This is a genomic window from Qipengyuania sp. (assembly GCF_043423005.1).
GTDB lineage: Bacteria > Pseudomonadota > Alphaproteobacteria > Sphingomonadales > Sphingomonadaceae > Qipengyuania.
In genome coordinates this window covers 18,692-32,961 of the sequence record NZ_JBHWMI010000049.1, presented here as the reverse complement: position 1 = coordinate 32,961, position 14,270 = coordinate 18,692, and the positions used below count along the sequence as shown (strand labels likewise).

14 protein-coding genes are annotated in these 14,270 nt (G+C 62.0%); 9 read left to right on the top strand and 5 right to left on the bottom strand.

The window, feature by feature from the left end; genetic code table 11:
• Positions 1-226: 226 nt before the first annotated feature.
• Complete coding sequence (locus tag ACHFFA_RS08140; RefSeq protein ID WP_394270347.1) at positions 227-685, bottom strand: RrF2 family transcriptional regulator; 459 nt, start codon at positions 683-685, stop codon at positions 227-229.
• Positions 686-853: 168 nt separating this feature from the next.
• Here ACHFFA_RS08140 and ACHFFA_RS08135 point away from each other — a divergent pair, with 168 nt between their 5' ends.
• The 3 genes from ACHFFA_RS08135 to ACHFFA_RS08125 all read left to right on the top strand — a co-directional run bounded on the left by ACHFFA_RS08135 (position 854) and on the right by ACHFFA_RS08125 (position 4,889).
• Positions 854-2,356, top strand: coding sequence for a class I adenylate-forming enzyme family protein (locus ACHFFA_RS08135; protein WP_394270346.1), 1,503 nt, complete (start codon positions 854-856; stop codon positions 2,354-2,356).
• Complete coding sequence (locus ACHFFA_RS08130) at positions 2,353-3,129, top strand: crotonase/enoyl-CoA hydratase family protein (RefSeq protein ID WP_394270345.1); 777 nt, start codon at positions 2,353-2,355, stop codon at positions 3,127-3,129. Before ACHFFA_RS08135 ends, ACHFFA_RS08130 begins: the two co-directional genes overlap by 4 nt.
• A gap of 314 nt (positions 3,130-3,443) precedes the next feature.
• Positions 3,444-4,889: a hypothetical protein gene (locus ACHFFA_RS08125; RefSeq protein WP_394270344.1), complete on the top strand. Its 1,446-nt coding sequence runs from the start codon at positions 3,444-3,446 to the stop codon at positions 4,887-4,889.
• 103 nt (positions 4,890-4,992) lie between these two features.
• Here the strand turns inward: ACHFFA_RS08125 and ACHFFA_RS08120 are convergent, their stop codons facing one another.
• The 4 genes from ACHFFA_RS08120 to ACHFFA_RS08105 all read right to left on the bottom strand — a co-directional run bounded on the left by ACHFFA_RS08120 (position 4,993) and on the right by ACHFFA_RS08105 (position 9,292).
• A complete protein-coding gene (locus tag ACHFFA_RS08120) occupies positions 4,993-5,706 on the bottom strand; it encodes a PepSY domain-containing protein (RefSeq protein ID WP_394270343.1) in 714 nt (237 codons plus the stop codon).
• A 19-nt stretch (positions 5,707-5,725) separates the two neighbouring features.
• A complete protein-coding gene (locus tag ACHFFA_RS08115) occupies positions 5,726-6,028 on the bottom strand; it encodes a YybH family protein (protein WP_394270342.1) in 303 nt (100 codons plus the stop codon).
• A 223-nt stretch (positions 6,029-6,251) separates the two neighbouring features.
• Positions 6,252-7,472, bottom strand: coding sequence for a copper resistance protein B (locus ACHFFA_RS08110; RefSeq protein ID WP_394270349.1), 1,221 nt, complete (start codon positions 7,470-7,472; stop codon positions 6,252-6,254).
• Positions 7,472-9,292 carry a copper resistance system multicopper oxidase gene (locus ACHFFA_RS08105; RefSeq protein WP_394270341.1) on the bottom strand — a complete coding sequence of 607 codons (1,821 nt, stop codon included), beginning with the start codon at positions 9,290-9,292 and terminating at the stop codon, positions 7,472-7,474. The genes ACHFFA_RS08110 and ACHFFA_RS08105 overlap by 1 nt, the downstream gene beginning before the upstream one ends.
• A 93-nt stretch (positions 9,293-9,385) precedes the next feature.
• Between ACHFFA_RS08105 and ACHFFA_RS08100 the strand changes: the two genes are divergently transcribed.
• From ACHFFA_RS08100 to ACHFFA_RS08075, 6 genes are all read left to right on the top strand, one after another.
• On the top strand, positions 9,386-9,661 hold the full coding sequence (locus ACHFFA_RS08100) for a metal-sensitive transcriptional regulator (RefSeq protein WP_394270340.1): 276 nt from the start codon (positions 9,386-9,388) through the stop codon (positions 9,659-9,661).
• The gene (locus tag ACHFFA_RS08095) at positions 9,658-10,287 is read left to right on the top strand and encodes a DUF2231 domain-containing protein (RefSeq protein ID WP_394270339.1); all 630 of its coding nucleotides are present in this window, start codon (positions 9,658-9,660) and stop codon (positions 10,285-10,287) included. Before ACHFFA_RS08100 ends, ACHFFA_RS08095 begins: the two co-directional genes overlap by 4 nt.
• Before the next feature lie 11 nt (positions 10,288-10,298).
• Positions 10,299-10,694, top strand: a complete 396-nt coding sequence (locus tag ACHFFA_RS08090) for a hypothetical protein (protein ID WP_394270338.1) — start codon at positions 10,299-10,301, stop codon at positions 10,692-10,694.
• The gene (locus ACHFFA_RS08085) at positions 10,694-11,158 is read left to right on the top strand and encodes a DUF411 domain-containing protein (protein WP_394270337.1); all 465 of its coding nucleotides are present in this window, start codon (positions 10,694-10,696) and stop codon (positions 11,156-11,158) included. The genes ACHFFA_RS08090 and ACHFFA_RS08085 overlap by 1 nt, the downstream gene beginning before the upstream one ends.
• Positions 11,159-11,197: 39 nt before the next feature.
• Positions 11,198-13,558 carry a heavy metal translocating P-type ATPase gene (locus tag ACHFFA_RS08080; protein WP_394270336.1) on the top strand — a complete coding sequence of 787 codons (2,361 nt, stop codon included), beginning with the start codon at positions 11,198-11,200 and terminating at the stop codon, positions 13,556-13,558.
• A 77-nt stretch (positions 13,559-13,635) separates the two neighbouring features.
• Entirely contained in the window at positions 13,636-14,259 is a 624-nt protein-coding gene (locus ACHFFA_RS08075; protein WP_394270335.1) for a DUF305 domain-containing protein, read from the top strand.
• Positions 14,260-14,270: the final 11 nt, after the last annotated feature.

The window sequence follows — 14,270 nt, the reverse complement described above, 5'->3', positions numbered from 1 at the left end:
TGCCATTGAATCAACCGATTGCCTCCCGCGCAAGCGATTTAATGGGTCCTGAACTTAGACCCTGGCTACGTCAGAACCGGGCGCAGATGGTTTTCATCGGGGCATTCTAAAGTCGATATTCAGTAGAACCAAACACGCCATTTATTTATCGACATCCAGTTGGTGGTGCCGAGGGTGGCTAGAACGCATTGGTTGACAATACGGGATGCGACAGGGCTATTCAACTTCAGGCAGCGGGTGATTGTTCTACCAGCATCTTCTCGAACGACGGCAAGGCGTCCATGGGATCTGAAAGGTAGATCGTGTCCAGTAGCTCGGCAGTCCGGTCGCGCACCTTGAGCATCAACGCGCGCAGGCGGCATTGATCTTCGGCCAAGCAGTTCGTGCAGCGTTCGTGCGCGTTGCGGCTGGCGCACGGCACCAGCGACAGCGAACCGCGCATCGGCCGGACGAGATCGCCGTAGGTGAGCTTGTTCGGCGGCGTCGCGAGCCAGTACCCTCCGCCCCTGCCGCGTTGCGACTCGACCACTCCCGCCCGACCGAGCTCCGAAAGGATGGTTGTCAGGAAGCCCGCGGGGATTCTTTGTGCTTTTGCGATTTCGCCAAGCTGCACTGGCCCCTCGCCGTAACTGTCGGCGAGATGCTGCATGGCGCGGATGGCATAGCGGACTTTCTGGGACAGCATGAAAAGGCTCTAACCCAAACGCAATTGGCGCGCGAGTGAGAGAAGAAATGTCCGCTTTCCCGTCAAATCCCAACGAAAGCCGCAATTCCGCTTACGGGCCGGATACCGACGATTGATGTGCATAGCACTTTCGTGAATCATGGGATGAATCATGAGGGAGAATGAACGTTGCCGCTAACGGTTGACCTTGTGCGGCGAGGCGCGCGGAGATGGAAAGACCGGATCGCGGTCGAATGCGGCGATGTCTTCCTGAGTTTCGCCCAGGTGGATGCATTGTCGAACCAATTGGCACAGGCAATGATCGCCGAAGGTATCCGGCCACAGGACAAAATCGCATTGCTCGTCGACAACGGGCCATTCTCTATTCCACTCGATTTCGCCTGCCTCAAGGCTCGCGCCGTACGCGTGCCCCTCAATACGCGACTGTCAGAGGCAGAACATCGCGTGATGATCGAGCAAACCGGTCCGGGCGCAATTATCGCGAGCGCGAGCCGACGCGATCGCGCTGAAATTCTCGGTCGGGCAAGCAGTATATGCACGCTTATCTTGCCAGAGGAAATGGACGGCGCGGCGCAATGGCTTGCCCGCGCGGGCAATATTGATCCTATGCTGGATACGCCGGACGACGACATCGTCCTTGCGCTTTTCACATCCGGCACCACTGGCACCTTGAAAGCCGCGCAGCACACGCAGGCAACCTATGCCGCGATCTGTTCCAACATTCTTGCCAACCTTTGCTCGCCCAGTCGGGATGACGGCATGCTTCATGCAGCAAGCATGATCCACGCAAGTGGGACCTTCGTCCTTCCCTTTTGGATCAATGGCGCGCGTTCGATCATACTGCCGGGTTTCGATCCAGAGACGTACTGGAATGCCGCAAGGTGCCATCGCGCTACTCATGCCAATCTGGTGCCGACCATGCTGCAGATGCTGCTGGAATGCGAAGCGATGCCGCCGGATTACTTGCGCAGCGTAATTTATGGAGCCAGTCCCATGCCCCGCTCCGTAATTACCCGCGCGCTAGAGCGCATGGGTCCGATTTTTACCCAGTATTATGGACAGACAGAAGCGCCGCTAGCCTTGGCTGTGCTTGAAGCAGCAGATCATTTGGGCGAGGACGCGCCGCTGGGCGCTTGCGGACAGGTCAGTGCCGACGTTTCGCTGAAACTTGTCGATCAATCCGGTGCGGAGGTGTCAGCAGGCGAGGTGGGCGAAGTCGCGGTTGCCGGGCCGATGGTGCATACCGGGTATCTCGGGGCACCAGAACTCGATCGTGAAACTCGGCTTCCGGATGGCTTCATGCGCACTCGGGATATGGGGCGGTTTGACGAACTGGGCTTCTTGCACCTGGTCGATCGCACCAGCGACATGATTGTGAGCGGCGGCTACAATATTTATCCGCGCGAAGTCGAGGAGGCGCTGTTATCGCACCCGATGGTGCGTGAGGCCGCGGTAGTGGGCGTTCCGGACGAGAAGTGGGTCGAGGCCGTGTGTGCTTGCGTGGTGTTGGCCGATGAGGTTTCCGACGACGTGCTCCGGTTTCATGTGCGGGAGCGTCTGGCTTCCCATAAGGTGCCCAAGCGTATCGTACGCGTCGATGCGCTTCCCAAGAGCGCAGTAGGGAAAATTCTTCGCCGCGTCCTGCGCGACCAGTTTGGCGCTGTGTCGTGAGCATTGATGTCGAGCGGGATGGTCCGGTCACGATCGTCACGATCAATCGGTCCGCACGCCGCAATGCTGTTGATCGCGACACTGCCGACCTGCTTGCCGAGGCCTTTCGCGCGTTTGAGAGCGATGAGACTTCGCTGACTGCAGTGCTCGCTGGCGCGGGTGGCACTTTCTGCGCGGGTGCCGACCTGATCGCATTTGCGGACGGGAAGGGAAACCGGGTCGAGTTGGAAGGGGATGGACCGATGGGTCCGACGCGCATGGCCCTTTCCAAACCGGTCATCGCAGCGGTCGACGGCCATGCGGTTGCCGGCGGTTTGGAACTTGCATGCTGGTGCGATCTTCGCGTGATGGAAGAAGACGCCGTCTTTGGGGTCTATTGTCGGCGATGGGGGGTGCCGCTGATCGATGGGGGGACGGTTCGCCTTCCCCGTATCGTCGGGCGCGGTGTTGCGCTCGACATGATCTTGACGGGACGACCTGTAGGAGCCGAAGAAGCTCTTCGTATCGGCTTGGCGAGCCGGGTAGTCCCGCCCGGCCACGCGCGGTCCGAGGCAGTCTTGCTTGCAAAGGAGATCGCCTCTTTCCCGCAAGCAACGATGCTGATCGACCGCGCGGCCGTTTACCGTGGAGAGAGACTCGACATGGATCAGGCGTTGCTATTGGAAACTGCGAAGGGAATGGCGATGCTATTCGAAGGGCGGGAGGGCGCCCATCGTTTTACCAGAGGCAAAGGTCGTGGTGGTCGTTTCGACGATTATTCTGATCAAAGGTGACATAACTAGAGGGAGCAGGTTATTGAATCAAATGGGACAGCCAAGTGAAAGAAAGTGAATTCAAAGCGTGGCTCGAGACACGTCGATGGAAGGGTAAGGCGCTCACATCGGTTTCAAACCGTATGTCGCGAGTGAGGCGGTTCGAACGTTCGATGCGCGAGCTTGGGTTCGAGGAACCCGATCTTGATCACGCCTTCGAAGCGGACCGTATGCAGAGCGTTACTGAACGCCTGAAACAGATCTGCAAGATAGCCGCGGAAACCGGCAAGGCTCCCGAGTCTCTTGTCGGGGATTCGACTATTCCGGCCCAACGAATGAATTCCCTCGCGGCGGCGGTCAGGAACTATCGCCAGTTTCGCGAGAGTAACGGCAAAACGGAACAGGCCTCCGATTGGCCGGCGCTCGAAGATCTGCGGCAGGCCTTTCTCGATCGGGTGCCGGAATTCGATCGCTTCACCCAGACCGACAACGCCTACGAACGCGTCGAGCGCGAATACAAGGACGCGATGCTCGCGTCGGTGCGCGCGATCATCGACAGTGACGATGACGACGAGGCAGCGGGACGGCGCATCTTCCGCGCTTTGATCCCGAACAGCGGACCGCTGCTTCGCTGGCAACTGGACGACGATTTCCACCGCAAGCACCCCGAACTGGCGCCTGAGTTCTACGCGGCGCTTGGCGCGCTTGCCCGGTCGAAGGAGCCGATCGTCGATGCGATCTGGCATGCTTGCGAGATCATGCAGGGCCTGCGCGAACGGGGCGCAAACAACCTCACGGTGGGGCAGAATCTGTCGACCGCGATCACCGTGGCCGGGTTTGCGCGCCCCCTGGAAGCGGCGCCGGTCAAGGTGTCCAAGGCCCGGGAACTCGGAGCGCTGCTGCTCGGAGAGCCGATCTTTCGCGGCAGCGATCCCGATCGGGCGCAAATCGAGGAATGGCTCGCGCTTCAGCAGCGCATCTTCGCGGTGATGCGCGACGACTGGCACTGGGAGCCCCGCGACCTGTTCGACGTGCAGGGTTTCGCATGGGCCGCGCTCGACGAGGACTGGTTCGAGGCAGACGAAGAAGAAGACGCCGGCGACGCTGACGGCGCTAGCGATCAAGGCGACCGGCCTTACTGGTTCGTCGGATCCTCCTTCGGGCGCACTGACGACCAGACGGAGCGCTTCCTCGCGGAGGGAATCTGGCAGATCAGCACGCCGACGGAGCAGGCCCGCCAGCATGTCGAGGCGATGCGTCCCGGCGATCGCATCGCGATCAAGGCGACCTTCGTCCAGCAGCACGATTTGCCGTTCGATGCTTGGGGCCGCAAGGTGTCGGTCATGCGCATCAAGGCACGGGGGACCATCACCGAGGCGTCGGACGACGGCGAAACCGTCTCGGTCGATTGGGAGAAAGACTACGAGCCGCGCGACTGGTATTTCTACACCTACCAGCCGACGATCTGGCGGGTGGGAACCGGCAAGGAGATGAGCCGCCGCCTGATCGGCTTCACCTTCGAAGGCGAAGACCAGGACATCGAGTGGTTCCGGTCCAACCTCTCGCGCTGGCGCGACGGTGCGGACACCGCGGACGCCGACCGGGAAACGGCCGTCCAATCCGACCCGGTCAACCTCATCCTCTACGGGCCGCCCGGCACCGGGAAGACTTATCGGACAATGGCCGCAGCCGTCCAGCTCTGTGACGGTCTGGACCAGGGCGACGCACTCATTGGCGAAGGAGAGATCGAAGTCGCTCGACTTTGGGATCTGATTTTCTGAGTCGAATTCAGCTTAAGGGGGAACGAGGCTCAGACGCAGCGCTGTTTTTGAGCGGCCGTTTGGGAAAAGCTGCGAATGCTTCGCAGCCTGCCTTGGGTTACCTCTACTTGCGACGCAATCTGGGGAACCGATTGGCGAGAAGTATGAAGCCCGAACACGCGATGAGCGTCCCACCGATGCCAAACAGGAGCAGCCACCAGCTGTTGATCCGGTCGCGCTGGGTCCAGTCCATGATGTGGAGCCCCCAGACGAAATCGAAGAAGCGCCAGGTGTCGCTCCGCGCCGCAAGCACCGCGCCGGTTGACGCGTCGACGTATAGGCGCGTGTCATCCGGGTCGGCGAACTGCACCTGCCACGCCGGAAATGGCCCGCCGAACTCCGTGCCGACCGGCGCTTCAATGGACTTCGAGGATTTGATCGCGGTGTCGGGCCCCGTCCAAGCAGCCAAGGCGATTTGCTCGGCGATGTCACGCGAGAGCGGCGACAATTTCCGTCCGGTCACTGCTTCGTGCAGCGTGGCGCTGCCATTGACGCGCTTCAACTCGACCACCGGCTTGCCGTTGACCGTCTTTGTGGTCGCCGAGACCAGGTCGCCGACATTCGTTGCCCAAGAGGGTAGCGGTGCGTCAGCACCCAGGGGTAACGGCTCGCGCGAGATCACGTGCTCGGAGCGGACGTGTTCGATCTTCAGGAACGACATTATCGTCCCGGTTGCCATCCAAAGAAGCGCTTGCACACCGACAAAGACAGCGAGCCACTTGTGGACCTTGCTGCCGAAAATGTGCAGCCGCAGCTTGCGCGAACGCTGGATTGTCATTGCAGAATGCGCCGCCCGTTCAGTTCGGCCGCGGCGCGCGGGACGAGGAATGGTACTGGACGATTTTCCACGCGCCATCCTTGTGAGTCAGCACTGATGTAGCGACCCCGTCGCGCTCGATCACGCGGCCATCGGTGAGGGCGATCCGGTAGCGGTAGGTTTCATGACCAAACGCCACATGACCGACCATCCGGACGTTCACTGTTGGATTGGTGAATGTGAACTCGGTGATCTCGCCGAGTTCCGGGCCGAGATGGTGCTCCATGTACTGCGCGAACGTGCCCTCGGCCTTGCCATTCTCGAACCAGCGAGTCCGCGGCAAACAGCATACGCATGGCAGCCTCGTCGCGGGCAACCAGTGCTTCGCGGTAGGCAACGAGCACCGACTCTGCCTGCTGCGTGAGCGCGTCCGGTGCCGCGGTTTGGGTGTCATGGGCCGAATGATCGGCGTGATCGGCATGCTGGGCGTGTGCCGCAGGGACGATCGCACAAAGTGCTGCCGCAGCCGCAGCCGCGAAACCTAAACCTTTTCATCGTTTACCCCCTCAGAACCAGAACCGGACGCCCACAACGTAATTGGTCACATTCGGATCCTCGCCCGCCAGGCGGGCATAGTCGGCGCTCTGGCCCACCTTCCATTCCTGCTCGATGCCGATGTAGGGCGCGAATTCACGGGCGAATTCGTAGCGCAGCCGCAGCCCCAGTTCGACGGTATCGAGACCGGCTCCGACACCCAGCTCGGGAATGTCCTGCGCAGAAAGGTTTACCTCGGCGCGCGGTTGCAGGATGAGCCGCTGGGTGATGCGCTGATCGAGTTCGGCTTCGACTCGTGCCGTCAGATCGCCCTTGGTCGACAAGAAAGCGGCCGCGTCGACCTCGAACATATAGGGCGCCAGACCCTGCACACCTATGACGGCGTGGGTGCGTTCGGGGCCTGTCAGGTCCTGCCTTACGCCGGCTTGCAGATCCCACCATGGGCCGATCGCATGGCTCCACAAGCCTTGGATTTCAGCGGACTCGGGCTTTTCGCCGAATGTGCCTTCGCCCTCGCTCTTGAACCAGAACTTGTCGAGGTCGCCGCCGTAGTAGCCCTGCACGTCCCACAGGTAACCATCCCCGCCTTCCCGTGCGCGATATTCGGCGCGGTCGCCCTGGAACCAGAAAACGTTCATCCCGCCGTTCTCGGCGCGCAGAGCATCGCGGGAGGCACGCATCGCGTCCGCCCCCCAGATCGCATCGGCAGCACGGGGCGGTCCCGATCCCGCCGCAGCCGGAGGCGGTCCTTGCGGGATGGGGGTCATGTCCATGGCGCCATGGTCCATAGTGCCATGGTCCATGGCTCCGTGGTCCATCGCCTGATGGTCCATCGGCGCTTGGCCGGACGACTGCATCCCTTCATGGCCCATCGCCGCGTGGTCCATGTTTTCCATGGTAGAATCGTCCATCGCCGGCATCTGGCTATGATCCATCCCCGAATGGTCCATGGTGGAATGGTCCATTCCCTCCGCCTGGCTATGGTCCATCTGCGAATGATCCATGCCAGAACGGCCTTCGTGCCGGTCGGCGGAGACTGGTTCCCCCGGCGGCGAGGCAGGCTCACAAGCCCCCTCGGGCACCGGATGGCCCATGGCGCGATGGCGTGCGGCTTCCTGTTCGCATTCGGTCTGGGCTGGCGATTGCGCGCCAGGCATCGCGTGACCCGAATGGTCCTGTGCGATAGCAGGGGTTGCGGCGCTCGCGAGGAGCATGGCGACGAGCAGGCGCATCATTCTTCTCCCACCCGCTTCACATCGGGAGCCGAAGGCGGCTTAGCGACGGTCACAATCTGGAACATGCCCGAATGCATGTGGTAGAGCAGATGGCAGTGGAAGGCCCAGTCGCCCTGTTCGTCGGCGGTGAGGTCGAAGGTCGCGCTGCCGCCGGGCTGTACGATCACCGTGTGCTTCTGTGGCTGTCGGTCGGCAGGCGCGCCGTTGACCAGTTCGAAGAAATGCCCGTGCAAATGGATCGGGTGGGCCATCATCGTGTCGTTAACCAGCTTCACCCGAACCCTTTCGTTATAGGCAAAACGGATCGGATCGTCGCTCACGGCGGTGAATTTCTTGCCGTCGAACGACCACATGTAGCGTTCCATGTTGCCGGTCAGATGGATCTCCATGCTCCGCGACGGGCGGCGCAGATCGTCGTTCGGCTCGAGCGCCACAAGATCCTTGTAGGTGAGAACCTTGTGGGGAACGTTGTCCAGGCCGAGGCCCGGATCGCCCATGCGATCGACCGGGTTCATCGACACCATGTCGATGCCGGGGCCGACCGTCACACTGGGCGGCAGCAGGGACGTGTCGCGCATGCTCATGCCGCTCATATCCATTCCCGACATCGGCTCGGCAGTTGCACCTTGTGATGACATGTCATGGCCCATGGCCGAATGGTCCATTCCGGCCATGTCGCCACCGCCATGATCCATTCCGCCTGACCCGTGGTTCATACCCATGTCCGCCATGGTCAGGAGCGGCGGGTCGCGTAAGGGTGGTACACTTGCCCGCGCGCCAGGGCGGGAGGCCAGGGTCGCGACGGCCATACCCGATCGATCCATGCTCTCAGCGACGATCGTGCGGGCTTCGCCGGTTGGCTCGATGATGACGTCGTAGGTCTCCGCCGTGCCGATCTGGAACTCCTCGACCTCGACCGGGCGCACGTTCTGGCCATCGGCACCGACTACCCAGAACTTCACCCCGGGAATGCGGACGTTGAAGAAGGTCATCGCGCTGCCGTTGATGACGCGCAGCCGCACCCGCTCGCCAGGGTTGAACAGGAACTCGAGACCCTCTTCCGGTCCGCGCCCGTTGGCGAGGTAGGTGTAGGTCGATCCCGTCACGTCCAGAATGTCGGTCGCCATCATGCGCATGCGCGCCCACATCCGCCGGTCTTCGCCCGAAAGCGGATAGTCGTCGGTCCAGGTGTTCTGCTGGTAATTGAAGTAGCCTTCGCCCTTCTTCAGCTTGTCCATAATCGTGTGCGGGTGAAGCGGGGTGAATTCGCTGAGGAGCAGCACGTAATCCCGATCCACTTGCACGGCGTCCTGGCCGGAGGGTTCGACCACGATCGGGCCGTAATGTCCGGCCTGTTCCTGCAGTCCCGAGTGGCTATGCCACCAATACGTGCCGCTCTGTCGCAGCGCAGGGATGTCGTAGACGAAGGTTTCGCCCGGCCTGATTCCGGGGAAGCTGACACCGGGAACGCCGTCGAACTGGAACGGCAGCAGCAGGCCATGCCAATGGATCGAGCTGTCCTCGTCGAGCGTGTTGGTAACGGCGATACGAACCGGCTCGCCTTCGCGAAGGCGCACCAGCGGACCCGGCACGCTACCATTGACAGCAATCGCGCGGCCTCGACGTCCCTGAACGACGCGAGGTCCCTCGCCGATGGTCAGCGCGATGTCGCGGCCTGACACTTCATCGAAGCCGGGGCGGATCGATCCACCGCCGTGCAGATCGGCACCGCGTGCCCAAGCGGGCAAGGCCAGTGCACCTGCGCCAAGCGCTCCTGCTCCAATCAGTCTTCGACGGGAAACCAGCAATTGAGACATGGGTCTTGCAACTCCTTTTGCCCTTGTCATATATACCCCCCAGGAGTATTGCAAGATACCCCGTAGGGTATTCCGGCAGATGGAGCGTTAAACGTGTCAGCAACCGATGGTTCCCGCATCGTCAATCGGCTTCGGAGAATCGAAGGGCAAGTGCGCGGTGTGGCGCAGATGATCGAAGACGATCGTTACTGCATCGATGTCCTCAACCAGGTCCAGGCGATCAAGGCTGCCCTTGGCCGTGCCGAGAGCGAAATCCTCAAGCGCCATGCGGCTTGCTGCGTGGCCGAAGCGATCGCTAGCGGTGATGTCGACGAACAGAAGCAGAAGTTCGGCGAACTGGTCGACCTTTTCGAGAAGGCCAAGCGGTGAGCTCCGTTCTGCGCCTTTTGGCCAGCCTGGCTCTTCTTCTCTCTGCAACGGTTGCGTTCGCGCATGGCGACGAGAAGCATTGGGAGGAGGCGGAACGTCCTGCTTCAACCGCTGCGGTCGCTGCTCAGCCCGATCACGATATGGATGCGATGGGCAGTGCAGCGGTTTCCGAAGAAACCACCCAAGGCCATGATGCCGAGCAAGTCGAGAGCGGCGGCATCGTCGGTGTCTTGAAGAGCTTGCATCCGGCAACCGTCCACTTCCCGATTGCACTCTTGCTGATGGCTGCGCTTACCGAGCTGTTCGTGATGGCGCGCCGCACTCCAGAACGCGAAGCGGCCGTGAAGATCATGATCTACGGTGGCGCTGCGGGCGCTGTCGTTGCAGCCCTGTTCGGGTGGATACATACCGGACTGTGGTTCGGCGGCGATACCGTCATGCAGCTTCACCGCTGGAACGGGATGCTGATCGCGGCCCTCGGCCTAGCGGCAGCTTGGATTGCTTACCGCAATCCGCAGTCCCGCCTTGCTTTTCGCCTCACTCTTTTCCCGATTGCGGCGTTACTGATCGTTCAGGGCTACATGGGCGGCGAACTCGCTCATGGCCTCAATCACCTCAAACTCTGAAGGAGCCTGCCATGCGTCTCAATTCTCTCGCCTTCGCCGGTAAGTCATTGCTTGCGCCCGCGCTCCTGCTTCCGCTGGCAGCGTGCGGAGAAGCAGCTGCTCCGGTGGAAGAGGAAACTCCGGCAGCCGAGGCGGCTGCCGCAACCCCGGCTCCGGTCGCTTCCGAAGCGATTTCCGAGGCGGTCACCGAGCCAGTCTCCGAGCCGCGATCTGATGCGCCAGTCGCCGCGTCGAGTCCGCAGTCTGCAACCACCAGCGCGCCCGCGCCTTCCGCTCGCAAGGTCGCGCCGGCACCCGTCGCAACTCCCACGCCGACGGCAGCCGCAACGCCCGCCGCTGATCCGCATGCCGGCCACGACAAGTCCACCATGTCCGACGAAGACATGAAAGCAATGGGACACAACTGATGAGCCAAAGCAGAAATCTGACCCGTCGCCCGCTTCTCCCCATACTTGGCACGATGTTGCTCGCAGCCTGTGCGGGCGCGGCGCAGGCAGCCAGCTTCACCATGTATCGCGATCCCAGTTGCGGATGTTGCGAAGCCTGGGCGGCGCACATGCAGCAGGGCGACCGGCATGAAGTCGCAACGGTCGATCACCCCGACATGGCGTCGGTAAAGACGCAGCACGGTGTCCCCGATGACCTTCGTTCGTGTCATACCATGATCGCGGATGGGTACGTCATCGAGGGCCACGTGCCCGCCGCCGACGTCGAGCGCTTGCTCGCAGAAAGGCCCGACTGGGTGGAAGGTCTGGCGGTGGCCGGTATGCCGCTTGGATCGCCCGGCATGGAGGCGGGGGGCAAAGTGCAACCCTACCAGGTCATAGCGTTCGGCAACGGGCGCCGCGAGGTTTTCGCGTCCTATCCCTGATTTCAGTCATACGCACCTGCGAAGCAGAGGAGGCAATCCATGAGCTGTTGCGACACCCATCAGGCAGGCCACGCCCAAGGTGAAGCTACCGCCATCGACCCTGTCTGCGGCATGAGCGTGGCGATCGAGGGTGCTACGCATATCGCCGAGCACGACGGCGCAACCCATCACTTCTGTTCGGCGCGGTGCAAGGACAAGTTCGTCAGCGACCCGGAGCACTATCTGTCGGGCGCGCATCTTGAGCAGGTCGAGGACGTTCCCGAGGGGACGATTTACACCTGTCCCATGCATCCCGAAATCCGGCAGGTAGGACCGGGAAGCTGCCCCATCTGCGGAATGGCTCTGGAGCCTGAGACGGTCAGCCTCGAGGATGGACCCGATCCCGAACTCGTCGACATGACGCGCCGCTTCTGGGTCAGCGCGTTCTTCACCCTGCCGTTGTTCGTCTACGCGATGAGCGACATGGTGCCCGGGATCAGCTTCGACCGGCTGATCGAACCGGCACGTGCGCAATGGGCGCAGCTGGCCCTCGCCACACCGGTCGTACTTTGGGGCGGGTGGCCGTTCTTCGTACGGGCGTGGCAGTCGCTCAGGACCCGCAACCTTAACATGTTTACGCTGATCGGCTTCGGTGTAGCGATCGCGTTCCTGTTCAGCCTCGTCGCGACGCTCCTGCCCGATATATTCCCGCCCGCCTTCCGCGATCACTCGGGCCGCGTCGGCGTCTATTACGAGGCGGCGGCGGTCATCACCACGCTGGTTCTGCTGGGTCAAGTGCTCGAACTCAGGGCGCGGGGCTCGACCTCGAGCGCTTTGCGTGCACTGCTCGAACTTGCGCCGCCGACCGCACTCAAGATCTTCGGCAGCGGAGACGAGCGCGAAGTGTCGCTCGACCAATTGGCGAGCGGTGACCTGCTCCGCGTCCGCCCCGGTGACAAGGTGCCGGTCGATGGCGAGGTAACCGAGGGTGCGAGCGCGATCGACGAGTCCATGATCAGCGGTGAGCCGTTGCCCGTGTCCAAGAGGGCCGGCGACAAGGTTATCGGCGGAACGGTCAACCAGACCGGCGGCTTCGTTATGCGTGCGGGCGCGGTCGGCAAGGACACGATGTTGTCCAAGATCGTCCAGATGGTCGCCGAGGCACAGCGCAGCCGGGCACCGATCCAGCGCCTGGCCGATCAGGTCGCGGCCTGGTTCGTGCCTTCGGTCGTCGTCATCGCGGTCGTTACCTTTATCGTCTGGGCCATCTGGGGGCCATTCCCCGCGCTTGCCTATGCACTGGTCAACGCGATCGCCGTTCTCATCATTGCATGTCCCTGCGCGCTCGGCCTCGCAACCCCGATGTCGATCATGACCGGCACCGGCAAGGGGGCCCAGCACGGCATCCTCATTCGCAACGCCGAGGCGCTGGAGACGCTCGAAAAGATCGACACGCTGGTGGTCGACAAAACGGGCACTCTCACCATGGGCAAGCCTGATCTCGTCTCGGTCACTCCCCGAGTGGGACTGGACGAGGCCGAGTTCCTTTCCGCCGTCGCCGCGGTGGAAGCCGGGAGCGAGCATCCGCTCGCCCATGCAATAGTTGAAGGCACCAAGGCGCGAGGCGTGGCGTTCGAGGCAGCGTCTGATTTGTCGTCGATTACCGGCGAGGGTGTCGAGGCGCGCGTGGGACCGCGGAAGGTCGCCATTGGCAACGAGAAACTGATGCGGCGGCTCGGGATCGATGATGCGGAATGGCTCGCGTCCGCAGAAGCCGGACGCTCCCAAGGCCAAACCGTGATGTTCGTGGCCATCGATGGCGCACCGGCAGGGCTGATCGCGGTCGCTGATCCGATCAAGCCGACCAGCGCTGCGGCCATTAGGGCGCTGCACGAGCGCGGGATCGAAGTGGTCATGCTAACCGGCGATAGCCGCGCCACCGCCGAAGCCGTGGCCCGCCAGCTCGGTATCGACGAGGTCGAGGCAAACGTCTCGCCCGAGGACAAGCATCGCAAGGTCGAGGCGCTCAAGGCCGCAGGCAAGCGCGTTGCAATGGCAGGGGACGGCATTAACGACGCGCCAGCGCTGGCGGCTGCGGATGTCGGCATTGCAATGGGAACCGGCACCGATGTGGCGATCGAAAGCGCCGGTGTCACGCTGGTCCGCGGCGACCTGACCGGTGTGCTCCAGGCGATCGTGCTGTCGCGCGCCACCATGCGCAATATTCGCCAAAACCTCGTATTCGCGTTCGGTTACAATGCGCTCGGCATACCGGTAGCGGCGGGCGTGCTGTTTCCCGCCTTTGGCCTTCTTCTCAATCCGATGATCGCGGCCGCAGCGATGAGCCTCTCATCGGTATCGGTCATCGCCAACGCCTTGCGGCTGCGTAGTTTGAAGCTTCCGACGCTGGGCAACGCATAGGGCGTCCGGGAAACCTGCATGGTCGCAGCGGGTTACTTGATAGAACGCGACGCAAATGACTAAATAGGAGGATCGGCATGTCCGGAGCAGAACATTCCAGTGAACAGGAGCATCACGGAGGCGGCAATTACTGGCGCTTCATGGCGATGGTGGCGACCTCGACCGCAATAATGTTCGGCCTGATGTATTTGAACACCTACGAGCTCGATCACGTGTTCTGGAGCGAAACGCGTTTCTGGATGACCTTCGTCATGGGCGGCATGATGATGATTGTCATGCTCCTCTTCATGTGGGGCATGTACAAGGACAAGACCAAGAACTTGATCATCCTGGGCGTCGGTGCCCTGACCTTCGCGGTGGCGCTGTGGCTGGTTCGCAGCCAGGCGACCGTCAACGATGAAGAATACATGGCAGCGATGATCCCGCATCACTCGATCGCCGTTCTGACAAGTTCGCGAGCAGAGATCACCGATCCGCGTGTTCGCAAGCTCGCAGACTCGATCATCGAAGCGCAGGTCAAGGAAATCGCCGAGATGAAGATGCTGATCGAAGACATCGAGACCAATGGTGAGATGGGAGATGGCACCCCTCTCCCGGCACGGACTACCGACCTGACCCCGGAACTCTTGGAGGAGGCCGAAAAAGCGCTCGAGCGCCCTGTAGGGCCGGACGTACGTGAAGAGGTCAAGTTGGGCGACTGATATTCTTCGAA